At 63.1% G+C, this 20823-nt stretch carries 15 protein-coding genes and 2 pseudogenes; 15 read left to right on the top strand and 2 right to left on the bottom strand.

The features are described 5' to 3' along the window. The first annotated feature begins 94 nt into the window (after positions 1-94). From NKH91_RS04165 to NKH91_RS04145, 5 genes and pseudogenes are all read left to right on the top strand, one after another. Complete coding sequence (locus NKH91_RS04165; protein WP_352883518.1) at positions 95-1198, top strand: ABC transporter substrate-binding protein; 1104 nt, start codon at positions 95-97, stop codon at positions 1196-1198. Between the two features lie 119 nt (positions 1199-1317). Further along, entirely contained in the window at positions 1318-2988 is a 1671-nt protein-coding gene (locus tag NKH91_RS04160; RefSeq protein ID WP_352562071.1) for an ABC transporter permease, read from the top strand. Further along, the gene (locus tag NKH91_RS04155; protein WP_352883516.1) at positions 2981-4045 is read left to right on the top strand and encodes an ABC transporter ATP-binding protein; all 1065 of its coding nucleotides are present in this window, start codon (positions 2981-2983) and stop codon (positions 4043-4045) included. The genes NKH91_RS04160 and NKH91_RS04155 overlap by 8 nt, the downstream gene beginning before the upstream one ends. 394 nt (positions 4046-4439) lie before the next feature. Further along, positions 4440-4676, top strand: a pseudogene (locus NKH91_RS04150) (ParB N-terminal domain-containing protein); the annotation flags it as partial. 239 nt (positions 4677-4915) lie between these two features. Further along, positions 4916-5347, top strand: a complete 432-nt coding sequence (locus NKH91_RS04145) for a L,D-transpeptidase (RefSeq protein WP_352677261.1) — start codon at positions 4916-4918, stop codon at positions 5345-5347. A 154-nt stretch (positions 5348-5501) separates the two neighbouring features. Here NKH91_RS04145 and NKH91_RS04140 read toward each other — a convergent pair whose 3' ends face one another. Together NKH91_RS04140 and NKH91_RS04135 are read right to left on the bottom strand one after the other, a co-directional pair. Further along, positions 5502-5642, bottom strand: coding sequence for a Ros/MucR family transcriptional regulator (locus NKH91_RS04140; protein ID WP_352677176.1), 141 nt, complete (start codon positions 5640-5642; stop codon positions 5502-5504). A gap of 467 nt (positions 5643-6109) precedes the next feature. Next, positions 6110-6352 (bottom strand): hypothetical protein, encoded by a 243-nt coding sequence (locus NKH91_RS04135; RefSeq protein ID WP_352677177.1) that lies wholly within the window; start codon positions 6350-6352, stop codon positions 6110-6112. A gap of 157 nt (positions 6353-6509) precedes the next feature. Here NKH91_RS04135 and NKH91_RS04130 point away from each other — a divergent pair, with 157 nt between their 5' ends. From NKH91_RS04130 to NKH91_RS04085, 10 genes and pseudogenes are all read left to right on the top strand, one after another. Then, positions 6510-6971 (top strand): hypothetical protein, encoded by a 462-nt coding sequence (locus tag NKH91_RS04130; RefSeq protein WP_352677178.1) that lies wholly within the window; start codon positions 6510-6512, stop codon positions 6969-6971. A 371-nt stretch (positions 6972-7342) separates the two neighbouring features. Then, entirely contained in the window at positions 7343-9334 is a 1992-nt protein-coding gene (gene ligD, locus NKH91_RS04125; RefSeq protein ID WP_352883512.1) for a DNA ligase D, read from the top strand. A gap of 191 nt (positions 9335-9525) precedes the next feature. Beyond that, positions 9526-10479 carry an ArdC family protein gene (locus NKH91_RS04120; protein ID WP_352677179.1) on the top strand — a complete coding sequence of 318 codons (954 nt, stop codon included), beginning with the start codon at positions 9526-9528 and terminating at the stop codon, positions 10477-10479. A 158-nt stretch (positions 10480-10637) separates the two neighbouring features. Then, positions 10638-12767, top strand: coding sequence for a ParB/RepB/Spo0J family partition protein (locus NKH91_RS04115; RefSeq protein ID WP_352677180.1), 2130 nt, complete (start codon positions 10638-10640; stop codon positions 12765-12767). 61 nt (positions 12768-12828) lie between these two features. Further along, a pseudogene (locus tag NKH91_RS04110) lies at positions 12829-13064 on the top strand (DUF6117 family protein); the annotation flags it as partial. A gap of 197 nt (positions 13065-13261) precedes the next feature. Next, the gene (locus tag NKH91_RS04105) at positions 13262-17590 is read left to right on the top strand and encodes a strawberry notch-like NTP hydrolase domain-containing protein (protein ID WP_352883508.1); all 4329 of its coding nucleotides are present in this window, start codon (positions 13262-13264) and stop codon (positions 17588-17590) included. Continuing rightward, positions 17590-18624, top strand: coding sequence for a DUF7146 domain-containing protein (locus NKH91_RS04100; RefSeq protein ID WP_502898974.1), 1035 nt, complete (start codon positions 17590-17592; stop codon positions 18622-18624). Before NKH91_RS04105 ends, NKH91_RS04100 begins: the two co-directional genes overlap by 1 nt. A gap of 342 nt (positions 18625-18966) precedes the next feature. Further along, positions 18967-19893 carry a DUF2493 domain-containing protein gene (locus tag NKH91_RS04095; protein ID WP_352883502.1) on the top strand — a complete coding sequence of 309 codons (927 nt, stop codon included), beginning with the start codon at positions 18967-18969 and terminating at the stop codon, positions 19891-19893. Between the two features lie 57 nt (positions 19894-19950). Then, the gene (locus NKH91_RS04090; RefSeq protein ID WP_352883500.1) at positions 19951-20412 is read left to right on the top strand and encodes a hypothetical protein; all 462 of its coding nucleotides are present in this window, start codon (positions 19951-19953) and stop codon (positions 20410-20412) included. 199 nt (positions 20413-20611) lie between these two features. Continuing rightward, entirely contained in the window at positions 20612-20779 is a 168-nt protein-coding gene (locus NKH91_RS04085; protein ID WP_352677184.1) for a hypothetical protein, read from the top strand. Positions 20780-20823: the final 44 nt, after the last annotated feature.

Below are 20823 nucleotides of genomic sequence, written 5' to 3'. Positions count from 1 at the left end.
ACATCGCCGTGACAGGTTGGTGACAGGTCAGGATGATACTCGCCTTTTGTGCCTGGAGGAGGTACGATTTAGGCGAACTTGGAGGAGACCCTCAATGAAAAATCGTCTTGCGACGATGACGGCCGTGCTTTCGCTGTCAGCCGCTTTCGCGACGTTTGCCGCCGCTGCCGAAATTCCCGCCGGGTATCCGGACAACTACAAGGATCTGGTGGCCGCCGCCACCGCGGAAGGACACCTCAGCATCTATTCAACGACCGATGCGGCGCTGGTCCAGCCCTTGCTCAAGGATTTCGAAGCAGCGTTCCCCGGGATTGCCGTAGAATATTCCGACCTCAATTCAACCGAGCTCTACAATCGCGTCATCGCCGAAACCGCTTCGGGCCAAGGCACGGCGGATGTCGCATGGTCTTCCGCGCCGGATCTGCAGATCAAACTTGCGGCGGATGGTTATGCGCAGGAGTACAAATCCGTGGAGGCGGCTCACGTCCCCGCCTGGGCCTCCTACAAGAACATGATCTATGGTGCCACAGCCGACCCGGTGACTTTCGTCTACAACAAGCGTCTCGTGCCTGAAGGCGATGTTCCCGCAAGCCACGCCGATCTGCTCAAGCTGATGACCGGCAAGACCGCCGATTACGACGGGAAGATCGCGTCCTACGATCCGGAAAAGTCCGGTGTCGGCTTCTATTTCTACAACCAGGACGCCAAGACCTGGACCGATTCCTGGGCGCTCAACAAGGCCTTTGGCAAGGCCCATATCAAGCTCTACAGCTCCGCCGGCTCGATGATCGAGAAGGTCACGTCTGGCGAACATTCTATCGCCTACGGCATCTTCGGCTCGTATGGCCTCGCCAAACAGGCCAAGGACGAGAACCTTGGTGTGATAATCCCCAAGGACTATGTCCTGGTGACCACCCGCGCCACGGTCATTCCGGCGGAAGCCAAGGATCCCAATGCGGCGAAGCTATTCATCGACTATCTGCTGTCGGCGCGCGCGCAGAAGCTGATCGCCGACGACATCAAGCTCTATGCCGTTCGCGATGACATTGAGGGGGCAACCACGCTGGCGTCCATAAAGGCCGCTGCCGGCGAAAATATTCATCCGATCGCGCTCGACGACAAACTGCTCGAAGGCCTGGACGAGACGACACGGCTGGCGTTCCTCACCGAGTGGCAGAAAGCCATGAAGGGCGAGTAATCGCCTGATCGGGAGTGCCGCCACAATCGGCTCTTCCGCCTTCTTGCTGTTAAGAACCATCGGAACGGCGCGCTTGCGCTCTTGCTAGCGGACGGCCCCCGGCTTTGTTCGAGGCGATCATGCCCTTCCGCGTCTTTCGTGTCAGCACCAATCTCCTCGCCATCCTGGTGGTGTTGGCGCCGGTCACGCTGATCATCTACCAGAGTTTTCTGTCCGGCCCGTTCTTCCAGAAGACTGCGCATCTGTCGCTGAAGGCCTATAGCTTCATCCTTGCGGATGCGGATTTCTGGCTCGCGCTGACGACTTCGCTCAAACTCGCGGTGGGGATGACGGTGATCGCCGTTCCGGTGGGAATACTGCTGGCATTCATCATCGTGCGTACCGACGTGCCGGGCAAGCGCTGGCTGGAGCCGATCATCCTCATCCCGGTGTTCATGTCGGCGGTAGTGCTGGCCTTCGGCTATGTGATGACGTTGGGACCGGTCGGCTTCGTCTCTCTGGCGGTCAAGTCGGTGATTGGCTACGTGCCCTGGAATGTCTATTCGGTGACATCGATCGCGATCATCGCCGGGCTCACGCATGTCCCGCATGTCTATCTCTATGCATCGGCGGCGCTGCGCAACGTCGGCGCTGACCTCGAAGAGGCGGCACGCATCGCCGGCGCCGGCCCCTGGCGCGTCGCCGCCAGCGTGTCGCTGCCCATGGTGATGCCGGTGGTGCTTTATGCGGCGGTTCTGGTGTTCTTCCTTGGTTTCGAACTTTTCGGCCTGCCACTGGTGCTTGGCGATCCGGAAGGGGTGTTGGTTCTCGCCACCTATCTCTACAAGCTCACCAACAAGCTCGGCGTTCCTTCGTACCAGTTGATGGCCGTGGTGGTGGTGGCGATCATCATGATCGCGCTTCCGCTGGTGGTGCTGCAGCGCTACATGCTGCGCAACGCCAGCCGCTATGTGTCTGTCAAGGGCAAGGGCAGCCGGCACAACCCCATCCGGCTGGGCGCACTTCGCTGGCCGGCCTTCGCGCTCGTGGTGGCCTGGTTCGCGGCCACGGTGATCATACCGGTGGGCGGCGTCGCAATTCGCTCGTTGGTGACAAGCTGGGGCGTCGGGGTGAACATCTTCGAGGTGCTGACGTTGGATCACTATCGCGATCTCGCTGACTATCCGAATGTCGTCAGCGCCATTGTCAACACGGTCGGTGTTGCGGTCATCGGCGGTGCGGCTTCGATCGCGGCCTATACTGCCGTGGCACTCGCCGGTCACCGCTCAAACGCACCCCTGACCAAAGTCGTCGACTACGTGGCCATGATACCGCGGGCGATGCCAGGCATTGTGGCTGGCCTGGCGATGCTATGGATCTTTCTGTTCTTCAAGCCGATCGCGCCCCTGCGTGCCACGATGATCTCGGTGTGGCTCGCCTATACCATTGTCTGGTTCGCCTATGGCATGCGACTGATTTCCGGAACGCTCCTGCAGATCGGCAAGGAACTCGAGGAAGCCGGACGATCAGTTGGCGCCAGCGAAGGCCGGGTCGCAAGGGACATCACGCTGCCGCTCATCCGTGGCGGGATGTTCTCGGCCTGGCTGCTGATCTTCCTGATCTTCGCGCGTGAGTATTCAACCGGCGTCTATCTGCTCGGACCGGGAACCGAAGTGATCGGCTCGCTCATGGTTTCCCTGTGGGGCACCGGCGCGATCGATCTGGTCTCCGCTCTCGCCGTCATCAACACCGCCATCATCGTAACCGGTCTTGCCGTCGCGATGCGCTTTGGAGTCCGCCTCAATGACTGACATCATCATAGATGGCCTGCGCCTCAGTTACGGCACCCTCGAGATCCTGAAAGGTGTGTCCTTCTCGGTCGAACCGGGCCAGATCGTCGCCTTGCTCGGCGCCTCCGGGTCCGGCAAGACGACGCTGTTGCGAGCGGTCGCCGGTCTGGAAACACCCAACCGTGGCAAGATACTGCTCGGCGACAGGCCGCTCTTCAATGCCGAGCAGAACATCAATCTGGCGCCGGAAACGCGCGGTCTCGGGCTGGTATTCCAGTCCTATGCGCTGTGGCCGCACCGCACGGTGTCGGAGAATGTGGGTTATCCGCTGAAGCTGCGCAAAGTGTCTCGGGCGGATCTTGCCAGCCGCGTCCAGAAGGCTTTGGACAGCATAGGCCTCGGCAAACTGGGCGAGCGCTATCCGCACCAGCTCTCCGGCGGCCAGCAACAGCGCGTCGCGTTGGCCCGCGCGCTGGTCTACGAGCCGAACGTGATCCTGCTCGACGAGCCTCTGTCCAATCTGGACGCCAAGCTGCGCGAGGAAGCGCGGATCTGGTTGCGTCGCCTCATCACCAATCTCGGCCTATCGGCGCTATGCGTCACCCATGACCAGGTGGAAGCGATGGCGCTCGCCGACCGCATCCTGCTGCTCAACGGCGGCCAGATCGACCAGGACGGAACGCCCAAACAAATCTACAACAAGCCGAAGAGCCTGTTTGCAGCAGAATTCATGGGCGCCAGCAATCGGCTTGACGGCGTGGTCACCGTCATCGACGGCAACCGTGCGGAAATTGTCGCGAACGGCATCCATCTTGTGGGCAGTGCTCAGCAGGAGCTGACCGTCGGCACCAAAGTCACCGCACTTATCCGTCTTGAGCGGGTGACGTGGTCCGGGAAGGACGGCCCGGGGCGTATCGCCATGACCTGCGTCGAGAGCCTTTTCCTTGGCGATAGGCATGAAGTCATTTTCGAAGGCAATGACCTGACGATCCGGACTTATTCCCGCGATGCCCTTCCGCCAGGCCAATATTACGTCGAGTTCCCGCTCGAGGATCTGATGGTTTTCGCAGCGGGATGAGGGAGCCGAACTCTGGGCACGACCAGGTGAACTGCTGGGGGCAGTGACTAGTTCGACCGCCCGGATACCGCGAACGGCGACCAGAGAAAAATTCCGCCGGGACGAAGAACCCGTTCGCGGCAACGAGAGCACATACGGCGATTAGATCGTAGATACTGCCATCGGAGCTAGGCATGGTAGACCGAGGTTGGTTCGTTCAGCGGCCGACCAAGCTCGAATTTCAGACCTGGCAATAAGGGAGAGATGGTCCCGCGATTGCCGCCTGCGCAGATCGAGACCGCCCGCTCGCAAGGCGCATGCGCATTTCCCCCCTGAAATGGCTCGATCCGCCCCGCTCGACGCGCAGTCCAGTTCCGCTCGCCAGCTTCCTCCCCTCTCAGCCGCGCGCTCACGCGCCCCAAGCATCGCCGCCAAGGGCATCCTGAAAAACCTGTAGTGGAGCCGGAGTTTGACGGCGAAAGTGCGGAAACCAGCGTCTATTTCGTCAGCATCGGCGAAGGCCGCAGGCTCGAGCAGTTGCTTCGCGTAAAAACGCAAGCAGATCAAGATGACCGAAACGATCCGCTGTGTCATCGACACCGTGAACGATCCGCATGAAATCAGCCTCGATGAGAATATCACGCGCCAGGATAACCAGCTTCAGGTGTCGTTGGTTCATCCGACGATTTGAGTAGTGGACGGGGTGGTTTTGCAAGCCTGCCGCCCACATCGTGTCGGCGCGGCAGGCTATGACGGGAAAATCGTTCAAATCCCCTGCTTTAGATTGGCGATTTTGTCAAAGACTGTGTGTTACATCACTCACCTGCCGGTAAAAAGATGAAAAACCGCGCGATGGCAGTCAGGCAAAGGGCATCAAAGGGGTTTGATCTCATGAACAGAGTTGTTCTCTTGGCGGTAGCACTTGCCGCGATGCTGTTCGGCACGTCTGTCGAAGGCAAGGCCGCGGGCCTGATCGCCACCATTAATGTATCTTCGCAGACCATGACTGTCAGCCGCTATGGTCAAGTGCTTTATCGATGGAGCGTATCCACCGCCCGCAAAGGTTACATCACCCCGCGCGGCAGCTATCGGCCGCAACGGACAGCGCGGATGTGGTATTCGCGCAAATACGACATGTCGCCGATGCCTTATTCGGTGTTCTTCCGTGGCGGCTATGCCATTCATGGCACGGGCGCGGTGAGATACCTTGGACGCCCGGCGTCGCATGGCTGTGTCCGCTTGCACACCGCCAATGCCGCGACCTTCTATTCAATGGTGCGGGAAGTTGGCTTCGGCAACACGCGAATCGTCGTCACCGACTGAGGCTCGGCGCCGACGAAAAGACACGTCCTAGCGGACGTTCCCGCGCACGGTTCGCCGGACCTCATTCCAAATGTCTCTGAGCGCTCCATTTCACATCTGAATTTGACGACGGTCTGACCTTCACCCCATCCGAATCAGTACGGATAGCTCCGTCTCAACTGATCTTCAGCCCAAGTTTCTTCCGCTTCGGACGCGCTCCTGGGTTTTCCGGCTCATACGCAGGTTCCGCCTTGCGGCCCAGGCCGAACGCCTTTGCAAGTTGCGATCGAGACAAGGAATAGCTCGGCGCCACCATCGGATAGTCCTTCGGCAGGCTGGACTTCTGCGAACGCTAGCGCGTAGGATTCCAACTCAAATGACCGGCTGTCTTCGTTGCCGTCTTCGACCACGCGAACAAACCATTCGCCGCAGGCTTCGATCACTTCCATAAGGGTTTAATTCTGGTTGAGCTGAACTAAGCCGTCCATCGCAATTGCCTCACACGCTACACGGGCAATGGCGGATTTGTAAGACCACCAAAATCAGCTTTTCAAGAGCAAAATTGCAAAATTCGCTGCATTCGCGTTCTTGGTTTCGAAAGAAAAAGCCCGCTGCCGGGAGGAGGTGGCAGCGGGCTCGATTTCGATCACAGCGCGGGAGGAGGTGCACCGCTTTCGGGTTGTCGGGTCTCATCTGGAAGGAGTAGACGGCCGACCAGTTCAAGCTATCTGGTTCCGCATATGCTGCAACGCACAATCGGACATGGCTCGCATGCAGAAGTGTCTACTCAGATTGTATTTTGCACCCGTGCCGCCCTGCGACGAACACTGTGGCAGCCCGGTCCTCCTCTTCGGTAGGCTTGCCGTCTTCTGGAAAGCCTTTGATATCCCACCCTTCCAATGCGAACAGGCCTTCAGCGCCTTGCAGAGCCGTAATGCCGGCGGGTGCAAACACTGCTTCGGCTGCCGCGATACTACGCGCGAGCTCTTGGGGTGTTGCGTCCTCGATGTTCAAGCGAAGTTCCATGGTTCGCCTCCTATTGCCTGATCCTTCCAATGTGAACAAAATAAGAACAAAAAGTCAAGATCGCCCTTGACGGGAGAGGAATATGTTCCTTATTTCAGCGTGATCTTGAGCAGCAAAGGACCATGACTCGGCGTCAATCGCGCTGGCCGGCGAAGCTATGGCAAAAACCGCGGAAGACAATTTTCGGATCGAGGTTTGGGATCGCGACGAGCAGGTCCTATCCGAAACCATTTCGCGTTCCCCTGATTCAACGGTGAGTCAAGCGGCTTGGCAAGCTGCCATCCGGCGCCGGCCGGGCATGTTGCTGATCCACTACAACAGTCGGCATGTGATGGAGAAAATCCTGACACCAGGCGAGGTCAAGATCCCACCGCAGGCCATTATCGATGGCAGTATTCACGCTGGCCTGGATGTGGCGCTCGGCGATCTTCGCGAGTGGCATGTGTTGCGGGCTTGGTGCAGATCCTGTTCGCACCATGCAACGGTAAAGCCTGCCGGGCTCATCGAACGCTATGGAAAAGGTGCTCTGTTCAGTTCGGTCGAGCGGGCGCTCTTCTGCACGAGTTGTGACAGGGGAGGGCCCGTCAGGCTGGAAATTCACAAGCTGCCACGCAATTGACGGGAGTTGAAGGGATGCAAAAACCTCTTCGATTTCTTGAGATCAATTCGGCGCTGGTGCTGGCAAAAATCGCTTTTGCGACAATCAGCAGCCGGATTGTCGAGAGCCCGAAATGCGCGCGATCTCCGCCAGTCGGCTTCGACGCAAACACGCGGACCACCGCGGACGGGGACAGTCGGTCCCGCGTCCCGTCCTGCGGCCGGCGCTATGCTGACGCTCCTACGGCTGTCCCGTTCACCGCCCGCGGCGGGGGCGAATTTCCTCCGTCCTACGCGCGACAACCGTCCACTGTTGCGGACGCGCGCAGGACTGCGGTTTATACGCCGTATTTCTTAGAGCGCCGACGGTCGCCGGCGCGAAGATGCTTGGGCATGGAACCGAATCCCAGACAGGGTATTGAATCGAACTATGTACCCGAGTTCCGCATGGCGGCTGTAGATGGCACCCCTAGGAAAAGGCGCACACGGCGCAGAGACTCAGAATCTATCCCTACCTATCCGCTGCCGGGGTTTCGGTCCTTCCAGCTCTGCACACTAACAGACGACATACCGGTGGGCGAGGATTGGCTCTTCGAGATGAAGTTCGACGGCTATCGTGCCCAAGTCGCCATCTCCGGCTCGAACGTCGTCGTCTATACCCGCAATGGCCACGACTGGACCCGACAGTTCAAGGTCATCCTGCCGCCGCTTCAGAGACTGACCAAAGGCGCGGTGCTGATCGATGGTGAGATCGTCGCCATAGACAGCCAGGGCCGCACGAACTTCTCCGTGCTGAAAACCGGCATTGCCGCGGGGATGCCCCTCAAGTTCTACGCCTTCGATCTGCTTGAATTCGATGGCGAAGATCTGTCGGACCAGCCGCTCCTCAAGCGCAAGGCGCGACTTGAGTCCCTGCTGGGCGCTCGTCGCCCCGACGACAGCCTGCAATTCTCCAGCCACATCGTCGACCATGGCAAAAGGGTGTTCGACGGCATGTGCGAGGGCGGCCACGAAGGCGTCATTGCCAAGCGCGCCGACAGCTCCTACGTCGGCGACCGCACCTCGAGTTGGCTCAAGATCAAGTGCACGAAGCGACAGGAGTTCGTCGTCGGCGGCTACCGCCCAAGTGACGCAGGACGTGGCATGGCATCGTTGATCCTCGGCACTTACGACAATGGCCAGCTCATTTATCGCGGCCGTGTCGGCACGGGGTTCACCGAGGCGATGCGCAAGGAGATCCTTGCGAAGCTCGAGAAACGCCGTGTTGAGAAAGCGGCTTTCGCCTCCGTTCCGAGAGACATTGCCCGCCGTGCGCGGTGGGTGAAGCCCGTGCTTGTCGCCGAAGTCACTTATTCCGAAGTGACACCGGACGGCAGCTTGCGGCATCCAAGCTTTAAGGGCATGCGCGAAGACAAGCGGGCCGACCAGGTGGTGATGGAAATGCCGAAGACGCCGGCAACTCTTGGCTCCGCCAATCTCGATCCGGGAATCGGCAAGGAGATCGCCGCTGCTGTCGGCGTCAAGCTGACGCATCCAGATAAGGTCATGTATCCGGGAACCAAGGTGACCAAGGCCACGCTCGCCGCCTACTACGCCGTGGTCGCCGAGAAGATGCTGCGGCACATCCAGGATCGGCCGCTGTCGCTGGTGCGCGATACCGACGGTGACCTGCAACAGACCTTTTTTCAGAAGCACAGACTGCCAGGCATGCCCAAGGCCATCCATGACGGCCAGTTGGAGAAGATGTCCGGTAAGGAAAGCCGCATCTTGTGGGTCGATGACCTGGCTGGGCTGATCGCTGGCGTCCAGATGAACGTGCTCGAATTCCACATCTGGGGAAGCCTTCGCCAGCAGCCGAACCTGCCGCACCGCATGATCTTCGACATCGACCCCGACGAGGGCCTGGGCTTCACTGCCGTCAAGCAGGCAGCCTCCGACATTCGGGGCATTCTGGAAGCGCTTGGACTGCAGTCGTGGCCGTTGTTGTCCGGCGGCAAGGGCGTTCATGTGGTCGTGCCGCTCGTCCCGGAGGCAGACTGGGACGAGGTCAAGAGCTTCTGCCAAGACTTCGCCGAACTACTGGCCCGTACAGATCCGTCGCGCTTCGTCGCCAACATGAGCAAGGCGAAGCGCAAGGGCCGAATGTTTCTCGATTACCTGCGCAACGGCCAGGGCTCCACTGCAATCTGTCCCTGGTCGACTCGGGCACGCGCGGGGGCGTCGTGCGCGGTGCCCGTCAGCTGGGAGGAGTTGCCCACCTGCGAAAGCGCCAACGGTCTCGACGTTTTCGCCGCCGCCGCGCGGGCTCAGCTGCCCGACTCCTGGGAGGGCTATTTCGACGTCGAACAAACGCTTACCGACCGCATCCGCCACGCAGTCCGGTAGCGATAACCATGCTAGATGGTCAGCGACATTTGCCGATTTGGCGACGGACCGCCTTTGCCACAAATTCGAGGGCGTCTCCCCTTGTGCGGGAGGCTCCCGCAACGCCGTCTAGAGTGAGAGTACGGACCGGTTTGCCGTGACGGGTTGAGGGCTGGAGGAGAGGCCTCCGGCGCCCGTCGCGGAGAACCGCGATGTCCAGATATTACGCTCGCGCCGGCGCCGACCGGGCAAGCCTCTATGACGATATCACCAATAAGATCATCGCCGAGCTGGAAGCTGGGCGCTTTCCCTGGGTCCAGCCCTGGGGCACGGCGGCGCAAGCGCCCCTAGCCATGCCGGCCAATGCCGCGACAGGCCGCGCCTATTCGGGGATCAACGTGCTGATCTTGTGGGGTGCGGTCGTCGAGCATGGCTTTCCCGTCCAGGGCTGGCTGACTTTCCGCCAGGCGCTATCGCTGGGCGGTCATGTCCGCAAGGGCGAACACGGGACCACCGTCGTCTATGCCGACCGCTTCATCCCTGACGACGAGAAGAATCGCGCGCGGGAAACGGGCGAGGCGGCACATGCCATACCGTTCCTGAAGCGCTTCATCGTGTTCAACGTGGCGCAATGCGAAAATCTGCCCGACGATCTGGCCGCGGCTCCGCCTGCACCGCAACCCGGGCTGATCGAGCCGGCCGTCGACGCACTGATCAAGGCGACAGGTATCGATTTCCGCATCGGTGGCAGCAGTGCCTATTATGTGCCAGCGCAGGACTACGTGCGGGTGCCGCCCCCGCAGGCCTATTTCGAGACCATCGACTGGCACCGCACGGCGCTGCACGAGATGGGGCACGCCACGGGTCATGCCTCGCGGGTCGGCCGGGATCTCGGCGGTTCGTTCGGCACCAAGAAATATGCGTTCGAGGAACTGGTCGCAGAGATGAACGCGGCCTTCTGCTGCGCCTCGCTCGGCATCGTGCCGACGGTGCGCCATGCCGACTATCTCGGCTCCTGGCTCGAGGTGCTCCGCGACGACAACCGCGCCATCGTGCGGGCCGCCAGCCAGGCGAGCAAGGCCGCCGACTGGCTGCTCAACCTCCTTCCGGAAACCGGCGCCATGGTTGAGGCCGGCCAGCCCGAGATCGACAAGAGGGCCGCATGACCCTCCTCACGAGGGCAAAGTCGTGTCTGCGGCCCAGTCCCCCTCTAGCTAGATCTTCGGTGTGCGGCGCAGTCCTCAGAGTGAGAGGGCTGCGCCGTCTTTTTTGACGGGTTTGGAGGTCGAGAGAGTCTCGGTCGCCCTGTCGCGGAGATAATCCCATGGCTACGCCCAAGCAGAAGATCACCCTCAACGCTTCACGAGACATCCCCTTCAACAAGCTGATGCTGAGCCAGTCCAATGTCCGGCGCATCAAGCGTGGGGAAACGATAGAGGACCTCGCCGCGTCGATCGCACGGCGCGGCCTGCTCCAGAGCCTCAACGCCCGGCCAGTATTGGATGGCGAGGGTAACGAGACCGGCATGTTTGAGGTGCCGGCTGGCGGGCGCCGCTATCGCGCGCTGGAACTGCTGGTCAAGCAGAAGCGAATGAAAAAGACCGAGCCAGTTCCCTGCGTCGTCAGCGACGCCCACAGCGCGGTCCCGATCGAGGAGGACTCGCTGGCCGAGAATTTTCAGCGCGAAGATTTGCATCCCCTGGATATGTTCCGGGCCTTCCAGACCCTGCAAGATCAGGGCGCCAGCCATGGGGAGATTGCGGCACGCTTCTTCGTGTCCGCTACCTTTGTCCAGCAGCGCCTGCGGCTCGCAAAAGTTTCGCCCAAGCTGCACGAGGTCTACGAGCAGGAGGGTATGCAACTCGAGCATCTCATGGCCTTTACCGTGACCGACGATCACGCCCGTCAGGAGCAGGTCTGGGAGGCGCTTGAAAACTCCTGGTCGAAGGAGCCGCAGCAGATCCGGCGCCTCCTGACGGAGACCACTGTGCGGGCAAGCGATCGCCGGGCGCTGTTCGTCGGTGTCGACGCGTATGTCGCTGCCGGCGGCGTGGTGCTGCGCGACCTGTTCGAGGCCGACAATGGCGGCTGGCTGCAAGACCCCGCTCTGCTCGACCGCTTGGTCCGCGACAGGATGAAGTCGATCGCCGATGAGATCGCGGCAGAGGGCTGGAAGTGGATCGTGGTCGATGCCGATCTGCCCTACGGCCACAATCACGGTCTGCGGGCACTGGCCGGCACCCCCGTCGATCTGACCGACGCGGAGCGGGCGGAACGCGAAGCCCTGCAGGCGGAGTACAATCGGCTGGAAGCCGAGTATGGCGAATCCGACGAACTCCCCGACGATGTCGATCAGCGCCTCGGTCAGATCGAGACCGCGCTCGAGGCCTTCGAGAGCCGGCCGATGAACTACGATCGGGCCGAGATCGCCCGCGCCGGTGTGTTCATCAGCATCGATCGCGATGGCGATCTCATCGTCGATCGGGGCCATGTACGCCCCGAGGACGAAGCGATGCATGCGGCCGACGGCGACTCCGCCGAGCCAGGCTGCGCAACCGAGAACGTGGATAGCAGACACGATCCTTCGGTCAGCCGCGCCATTATCACCATCGGCGCGCAGGCATCCGAGCCAGAGGAGGATGACGGCGACACCATCAAGCCGCTGCCCGAGCGCCTGATCATCGAACTCACCGCCCATCGCACGTTGGCGCTGCGCAATGCCGTGGCCGAGAACCAGCATGTGGCCATCACGGCGCTATTGCATCGGCTTGTCCTCGACACCTTCGGTCAGCGTTCCGCCATCGGCTGCGTCGAGGCCTTCGTCCGGCACGTCCACCTGCCGTGGCAGGACGTCGGTCTCAAGGACAGCCCTGCGGCCAAGGCTGTCGATGAGCGCCATGAGGCCTGGAAGAGCGTCATTCCACTGGATGACGACGACACCCTATGGGCTTGGCTCGACGGGCTCGATGAAGCCAGCCGGCAGAAGCTGCTGGCGCATTGCGTCAGCTATGGGATCAACGCCCTGTTCGAACGACCCAATCCCTACGGCAGCGGCGTTTCCCAGCATGGGCTCGATCAGCGCCTGCGTGAAGCCGATCGGTTGTCCCGTGCGACCGGGCTTGACATGGTAGATGCCGGCTGGCGGCCGACCGTGGATAACTATCTCGGCCGCGTCACCAAGTCCCGCATTCTCGAAGCCGTGCGCGAAGGCGCCGGCGACCAGCCCGCCCAGCTTATCGACCATCTCAAGAAGGTCGACATGGCCAAGGAGGCCGAGCGCCTCCTGGCCGATAGTGGCTGGCTGCCCGAACCGCTCCGCCTAAGCGGCGATGACGCGCCGGCCGCGCAGCCGGATGAGGGCGAGGAAGCCGACCTTCCCGAATTCCTCGCCGGTGACGACGAGGACGGTTCGGCCGCCGATGAGACTGCGGCGCACGTGGTAGCCGCCGAATAGCACCGTTGGCGGGGCGGCCCGGGTCGCCCGGCCTTTTCTCCTTCACCTCACCGCCCGGTGTATCGCCGGGCCATTTTCGCGCAGCAACTTCCAGACGCTGCTTTGTGCCGGCGACGGCAACCTCGCGCTCATGGAAGCGCCGATGCAGCGACCGGGCAGCGGCGTTATATAATCTGCGCGATCGGGCGGGACGGCGCGGACTACGTGTTCACGCCGTTCGGCCATCTTGCCGACGGCAATCCCTATGATGCCTACCTGCCGCCCGATCCCGACGACGCCAAAGATTTCCTACAGAAGTCGGAGCCTGACGGCGGAATATGGTCGAGATCGGTTGATACCGGCAAGCGCTCCACCTCACGGCGGGGCGCTTGTTTCACTTTGGCTTCGGCGAGGACCTGAGAGGGAGAGGCGAGCCGGGATGGGTTTGAATCCGCGCGGTCCAGAGAGAGCGCCGCCCGGCTCGATCCTGTCCCCGCTCTCCGGAGGTTCACACCATGTACATGATCTCGCCCGCCGCAGCGGCTCCCGGCGTCGTATCGTTGCCGCTCGCCGAAACCGATGGTGCCGCCGCTATCTTCGCTGCCGCCGGCCTCCTGCTTCCCCATATCGAGAACGGTGAACGCATCGACGGGTCAAAGCTGCGGGCAGCGATGGAAGCCGCATTCGGTGTCTCCGACGCCGCCGGCGCGTGGGACTGGAAGACGGCCTACGATGCCTGCGAGGTCGCGACGGTCCTCTTCCTCCGCAAATACGGAAAGGCGCTGTTCCGCAAAGCCGAATCTCCGGCTGCACGGCTGTCCGCTTTGTCGAAGATCGCAGTGCTGATGCCGACGCATACGCGCCGGTCCGAAGAAGCACAGACCTTCCAGCAGTTCTCGACGCCGATTCCGCTCGGCCTGGTCGCCGCAACGGCCGCCGCCATCACGCCCGGCGACCGTGTGCTGGAGCCTTCCGCCGGCACCGGGCTGCTCGCCATCCTGGCCGAGATAGCCGGCGCCTCGCTCATCCTCAACGAGCTTGCCGAGACGCGCGCGGCACTTCTCTCGTGTCTCTTTCCGGGCGTCTCCGCCAGCCGCTTCGACGCCGCCCAAATCGACGACCATCTCGATCCCGGCGCCGTGCCGAGCGTGGTGCTGATGAACCCGCCCTTTTCGGTCATGGCCAATGTCGAGGGCCGCATGGCCGACGCGGCATGGCGGCACATCGCCTCGGCGCTGTCGCGCCTTGCGCCCGGCGGGCGGCTGGTGACGATCACCGGTGCGAACTTCGCGCCCGACGATCCGACCTGGACCGCCGCCTTCACTCGCCTGCAGGAGCGTGGTCGCGTGGTCTTCTCCGCCGCCATCGATGGCTCGGTCTATGCCAAGCACGGCACGACCTTCCCGACGCGCCTCACCGTCATCGACAGGGTGCCGGCGGACGATCCCTCGCTCTTCCCGGATGCTCCCGGCATCGCTCCGGATGCGGCAACGCTCCTCGCGTGGATTGAGGAGCGCCTTCCCGCGCGGCCGCCGGTCGTGATGGCCGCCCTTCCCAGCGCGACATCGGCGGTCGCCGCGGCCCGCAAAGTGCACGGCTATCTCACACGCTCGGCGAGTACCACGCCACGCATGTCGATCGCCGAACCGGAAGCCATCGACCTCGCCTATGAGGCTGTCGACTGGCAGGCGGCCGAGAACGGCCAGATCAGCGACGCCATCTATGAGGCCTACGGGCTTCAGGCGATCCGCATTCCCGGCTCGCGGGCTCACCCCACCAAGCTCGTTCAATCGGCGGCCATGGCCTCGGTAGCGCCACCCAAGCCGGGCTACCGGCCGCGCCTACCGAAGAACGTCGTTGACCTGCTCTCGGACGCGCAGCTCGAGACCGTCATCTATGCGGGCGAGGCTCATGCCGAGTATCTCGCCGGCGCCTGGACGCTCGACGACACGTTCGATGTCGTGAGCGCCGCTCGCGAGGACGCCAAAGGCGCCGTGCGCTTCCGGCAAGGCTTCATGATCGGCGACGGCACTGGGGTGGGCAAAGGCCGGGAATCCGCCGCCGTAATCCTAGACAATTGGATGCAGGGCCGTCGTAAGGCCGTCTGGATCTCCAAGTCCGACAAGCTCATCGAGGATGCGCGGCGCGACTGGTCCGCGCTCGGCATGGAGCGCTTGCTGGTCACCCCGCTCTCCCGCTTCCCGCAGGGCAGGCCGGTCACGCTGGCGGAAGGCATCCTATTCACCACCTATGCCACGCTGCGCTCCGACGATCGCGGCGAGAAGGTTTCGCGGGTCAAACAAATCGTCGAATGGTTGGGTCCGGATTTCGATGGAGCGATCATCTTCGACGAAGCCCACGCCATGCAGAATGCCGCCGGCGGCAAGAGCGAACGGGGCGATGCCGCTCCCTCCCAGCAGGGCCGTGCCGGCCTGCGGCTGCAGCACGCGCTGCCGAATGCCCGCATCGTTTATGCCTCGGCCACCGGCGCCACCACCGTCCACAATCTCGCCTATGCCCAGCGGCTAGGCCTCTGGGGCGGCGAGCTTTTTCCGTTCTCGACGCGGGCCGAATTCGTCGAGGCGATCGAGGCCGGTGGCGTCGCGGCGATGGAAGTGCTGGCGCGCGACCTCAGGGCGCTCGGTCTCTATACGGCGCGGTCTTTGTCATTCTCCGGCGTCGAATACGAACTGCTCGAGCATGAGATGACGCCCGAACAGGCCTGCATCTATGACGCGTACGCTGGGGCCTTCGGCGTTATCCATAACAATCTCGAGGCGGCGATGCAGGCGGCCAACATCACCGGCAGCACCGGCACGCTCAATGCCCAGGCCAAGTCGGCTGCGCGCAGCGCCTTTGAAAGCGCCAAGCAACGCTTCTTCGGCCATTTGTTGACCAGCATGAAGACACCGACCCTGATCCGCTCCATCACCCGCGATCTGGAGGAGGGCCATGCGGCCGTTGTCCAGATCGTCTCGACGGGCGAGGCGCTCATGGAACGGCGGCTGGCCGAACTGCCGACCGAGGAATGGAACGACCTTCGCGTCGACATCACGCCCCGCGAATATGTCCTTGACTACCTGGCCCATTCCTTCCCGGTGCAGCTCTACGAGCCGTTCACCGACAGCGAGGGCAATCTGTCGTCGCGCCCGGTCTACCGCGATGGCCAGCCCGTCGAGAGCCGCGAGGCGGTCGCCCGGCGCGACGAGATGATCGCCAAACTCGCCAGCTTGACGCCTGTCCCCGGCGCGCTCGACCAGATCGTCCAGCATTTCGGGGTGGACATCGTGGCCGAGGTCACCGGTCGCTCGCGCCGCATTGTCCGCAAGGGCGAGCGCCTTGTCGTTGAAAACCGTGCCGGGTCGGCAAACCTCGCCGAGACGCAGGCCTTCATGGATGACCAGAAGCGCGTTCTGGTTTTTTCGGACGCGGGCGGAACGGGGAGGAGCTACCACGCCGAACTGTCGGCCCGGAACACGCGGCTGCGCGTCCACTACCTGCTCGAGGCCGGCTGGAAGGCGGATACCGCAATCCAGGGCCTCGGCCGCACGCATCGCACCAATCAGGCGCAGCCGCCGCTCTTCCGGCCGATCTCGACCAATGTGAAGGCGGAAAAGCGCTTCCTCTCGACGATCGCCCGCCGTCTCGACACGTTGGGCGCGATCACGCGCGGCCAGCGCCAGACCGGTGGCCAGGGCCTGTTCCGGCCAGAGGACAATCTGGAAAGCCACTATGCCCGCGATGCGCTACGGCAACTCTATCTGCTGATCGTTCGCGGCAAGGTCGAGGGCTGCTCGCTCGAGCGTTTCGAGGCGGCGACGGGTCTCAACCTGATGGATGCCAATGGCATCAAGGACGAGTTGCCGCCGATCACCACCTTCCTGAACAGACTGCTGGCGCTGACCATCGAGCTGCAGGGCGTGCTGTTCGGCGCGTTCGAGCAGCTTCTGGCCGCTCGGATCGAGGGTGCCATCACCTCCGGCAACTACGACGCCGGGCTGGAGACGCTGCAGGCCGAAAACTTCGTCATCACCGATCGGCAGGTGATCTACACCCATCCGCGCACAGGCGCCGAAAGCCGCCTGCTCACGATCACCGAACGCAAGCGCAATCGGCCCGTCACGCTCAATGCGGCGCTCGATCATCTCCGCGATCCGCGTGCCTTACTGCTCATCAACAAGCAATCGGGCCGCGCCGCGGTACAGATCCCGACCCCCAGCGTCATGCTCGACGATGGCGAGGTCGAGCGCCGTGTCCGCCTGATCCGGCCGATGGAAAGCCAGAACATGCCGCTCAAGGCTATGGGCGAAACACGCTGGGTCGAGGCCCACCGCGAGGCGTTCACAACTGCCTGGACCGCCGAAATCGCCGGGGTGCCGGAGTTTTCGGACTCGGTCTTGCACATGGTCACCGGCCTGCTGCTCCCAATCTGGAAGCGCCTGCCCAACGAGTCGACCCGCGTTTATCGACTTCAGACCGACGAGGGCGAGTGCCTCATCGGCCGCCGCGTCTCGCCGGCATGGGCCGCCAACGCCTCTGCGACGAACGTGGTTGCGCTGTCGCCGGAACAGGCGTTTGCGGCTCTGATGGACGGGCGGACGATCCTCGATCTCGCCGAGGATCTCCAGCTTCGCCGCAGCCGCGTCATGGGCGCATGGCGCATCGAATTGTCCGGCTTCACCGACACGATGCGCGAGCGCCTCACCGCCTACGGTCTGTTCCACGAGATCATTTCGTGGAAGCTCAGGATGTTCGTGCCGATCGACGCCAACGGGCTCGCCGTGCTGGAGCGCGTGCTCGACCGCTTCCCAATCGAGCGGGTCAGTGAGCGGGAGGCTGCATGATTCCGCGTCACGCTGCATCCGACCTCGCACATCGCCTCGGCGAACATGCCGAGGCGGTGTGCCGCCACTACCTCTCCAATGGCCGTCGCCAGGGCAACTATTGGACCGTCGGCGACGTCCGCAATGCGCCGGGCCGGTCGATGTTCGTGCGTCTGCGGCCATCCGCGAAGGGACCGCCAGGCAAATGGACCGACGCCGCTACCGGTGAGCATGGCGACCTGCTCGATGTCATCCGCGAATCCCTCGGACTGATCAATTTTCGGGACGTCGCCGACGAGGCGCGCGTGTTTCTCGCTATGCCAGATGCAATGCCACCCCGGCCGACCGCGCCGATCACGCAGGTCCCCATTGGATCTCCGGAAGCGGCTCGCCGACTGGTCGCCATGTCGAAGCCCATTATCGGCACCCTCGTGGAAACGTATTTGCGTGGACGTGCCATTACGACTTTGCACGGAACCGCAGCCTTGCAGTTCCATCCGCGCTGCTACTACCGGCCCGACGATCATGGACCGACCGAGACCTGGCCGGCGATGATTGCCACCGTTACCGATCTGGATGGGCATCTGACCGGCGCGCACCGCACCTGGCTCGCACCGGACGGCGCCGGCAAGGCACCCGTCGACACACCGCGTAGGGCAATGGGTGACCTCCTCGGTCATGCCGTCCGCTTCGGCATGCCCGGCAGCGTTATGGCGGCAGGCGAAGGCATCGAGACGACGCTCTCGCTCCGATGCGCCTTGCCCGACATGGCGATGGCGGCAGCACTCTCGGCAGCCCATCTCGCCGCCATCCTGTTCCCGCCGAACCTGCAGCGGCTCTATGTCATCCGCGACAACGACCCGGCCGGTGACGGTGCACGCGACAGCCTGATGGAGCGCGCGACCGACGCCGGAATCGAGGCAATCGTGCTGTCGCCGGCGATGGAGGACTTCAACGAAGATCTCCGCCATTTCGGACTGGCCGCCTTCCGCGCCTCGATTGCGGACCAGCTCATGCGCAAAGATCGCACCCGCTATCTGACACAGGCGGCATGAGCCGTGAGGGGAAGCGCCCAGCGCACCGTGCCGGCTGCGCCGCATGGATGCGTGGCCCGCCGGCAGAGAACCGCGACCCGGCCTTCAAGAGGGCGATCGGGCCCACAAACTGGCCGGCCAGGCAATGGCGGCCGCCGACTATTTTCCGGCGGCGCGCGACTGCTCGCGAATGGCAGCGATTGGGCGCGACGCCTTTCCATCGCGAGGCAAAATAGTCGGCCGCCGCCATCCTCCGCTGCGCTCCGGCCCTCCGCTTCGCTGCGGGTGCCGGACCGTCCCGCCCGTGGACTCTCGTCGCCATGAAGGCCGCGAGGGTCGCGGTCAAACCGACGGGAGCATCCCATGAGCGAGCACGACGACACCGAACCGCACCACGCCGCTTCTCCGACCGATCACATCCTCACCGAACTCCAGCTTTACGGTTGGCGCCCCTATGCGGACGAGCCCGATCCGAGACCGCTCCCCGGTGGCGACCAGGTGGCCGGAGCCGTGGTCGACATCTTTGACGCCCTCATCGCCACCCTGGCCGACACGCGCCTCGAACCCGACCTCGATGACCTCCTCTGGTCCGTCACCAATGTCTTCCACCGCGCCGTGCTGCGAATCGAGCGGCAACTGGACGACAACGAGCAGGCCCAGCGCCGCCTGCAGCGCGAACAGGACGGCAGCGAGATCAAGGCGGTCGAACTCGAGACACTCACCGCCCTGGGCCAGACCATGATCGAACGGCGCGACGCCTTCGAACTCATGCGTGACCAGGCTGCCGACCACTACGATCAGTACACCGGCTCGGCCTGGCGACCGCGCACGGGGTCGATGGTCAACCACCACCATCTCACCGCCGCAATGATCGATAGCCGCGACTTCCTCGCGGCCCGGCGGCGCGCGGAAACCGAAGTCATGTTGCCGGCTGGCCCCAAGATCGCCTTCTCCGGCGGCGATACCGCCGATCACGAGCTGATCTGGGCAAAGCTCGACCAAATCCGCGCCAAGCACCCCGACATGGTGCTGATGCACGGCGGATCACCGAAAGGCGCCGAAAAGATCGCCGCCCGCTGGGCCGATCATCGCAAGGTTCCGCAGGTCGCCTTCAAGCCCGACTGGAGCAAACATGCCAAGGCCGCTCCCTTCAAGCGCAACGACCAGATGTTGGCGGTCATGCCGATCGGCGTCATCATCTTTCCGGGCACCGGCATTCAGGAGAACCTCGCGGACAAGGCTCGCAAGGTCGGCATCCCGGTCTATCGGCTCGGAAACGGCGGCGCGTAAGCGCCGTCGGAACCTACCCCCTATAAATAGCAGGGGAGGCACGGCATTCTTCAAGCCGTGTCGTTCGAATCCTTTCCCGAAAGCTTCACGCCGGACATCGCGCTCGCCGACACCTTCTTGCGCAATGCCGCCGCCCACCTCGATGGCGCCGACCGGGCGGCGGATCTAGGCAGGCACAATGCGGCCCTTCACGCCATCGCCATCGCCATTGAATTGCTCCTGAAGTCGCATCTTCTCAGAGTCGTGACCGACGATCCCTGGAACCGCCGCCATATCGGGCACGATCTCGGCAAGGCGGCTCTTTACGCCGAGAGAACTGGATTGGGCCTGCCACCGCGACTGCACAGCGTCATCGCCCAGCTCCATCCTCATTTTCAGCGTGGCGGCTTCCAACGGGACCCATCGCGATCATGGCCGTCCGGGTTCTCGCTCGACACCCGCCACATCGCGCGGCAACTCGCTCACACTCTCATGGAACATCAGCGTCGCGCCAACGACTCCCGCCCGCTCCTGACTTGAAGATGACCACACCCCGCGATCCATTGCGCTGATCCTTGGTCCGACCGACGGCCTGAAGCCATCAACCCGCAAGGGGTCGGACTACGCGAAGCGTGCCGCCGCTCCGGCTTCGCCTTCGCGGTGATTGCGGCCATCAGCCGGACGCATCGGGCGCCTGTCAGCGGGGGATGGTCCTCCGCTTCAAACAGGAGCCGGGTCGATGTCCTTCGCCGACGCGCATGCCTTCGCCTTCAGCCTCGCCGCCACCCTCATGGTCGCCATCGTCATCTTTCGTGCCGGCGATGGCACTCTCTCGGTCGTCCCGGCGAGTGAGTATGACGGCGATGAAACCGCCATCATCAGCGAAATCGACCCGTTCGCCCCATGATGGGGCGGACATCGCGCCTGGCGATGCAAGAACACCGGCGGGTT

The sequence above is a fragment of the Mesorhizobium sp. M0894 genome (genome assembly GCF_040319725.1).
Taxonomy (GTDB): domain Bacteria; phylum Pseudomonadota; class Alphaproteobacteria; order Rhizobiales; family Rhizobiaceae; genus Mesorhizobium.
The sequence above is the reverse complement of the archived record's forward strand: the minus strand, read 5'-3'. Positions and strand labels throughout refer to the sequence as shown.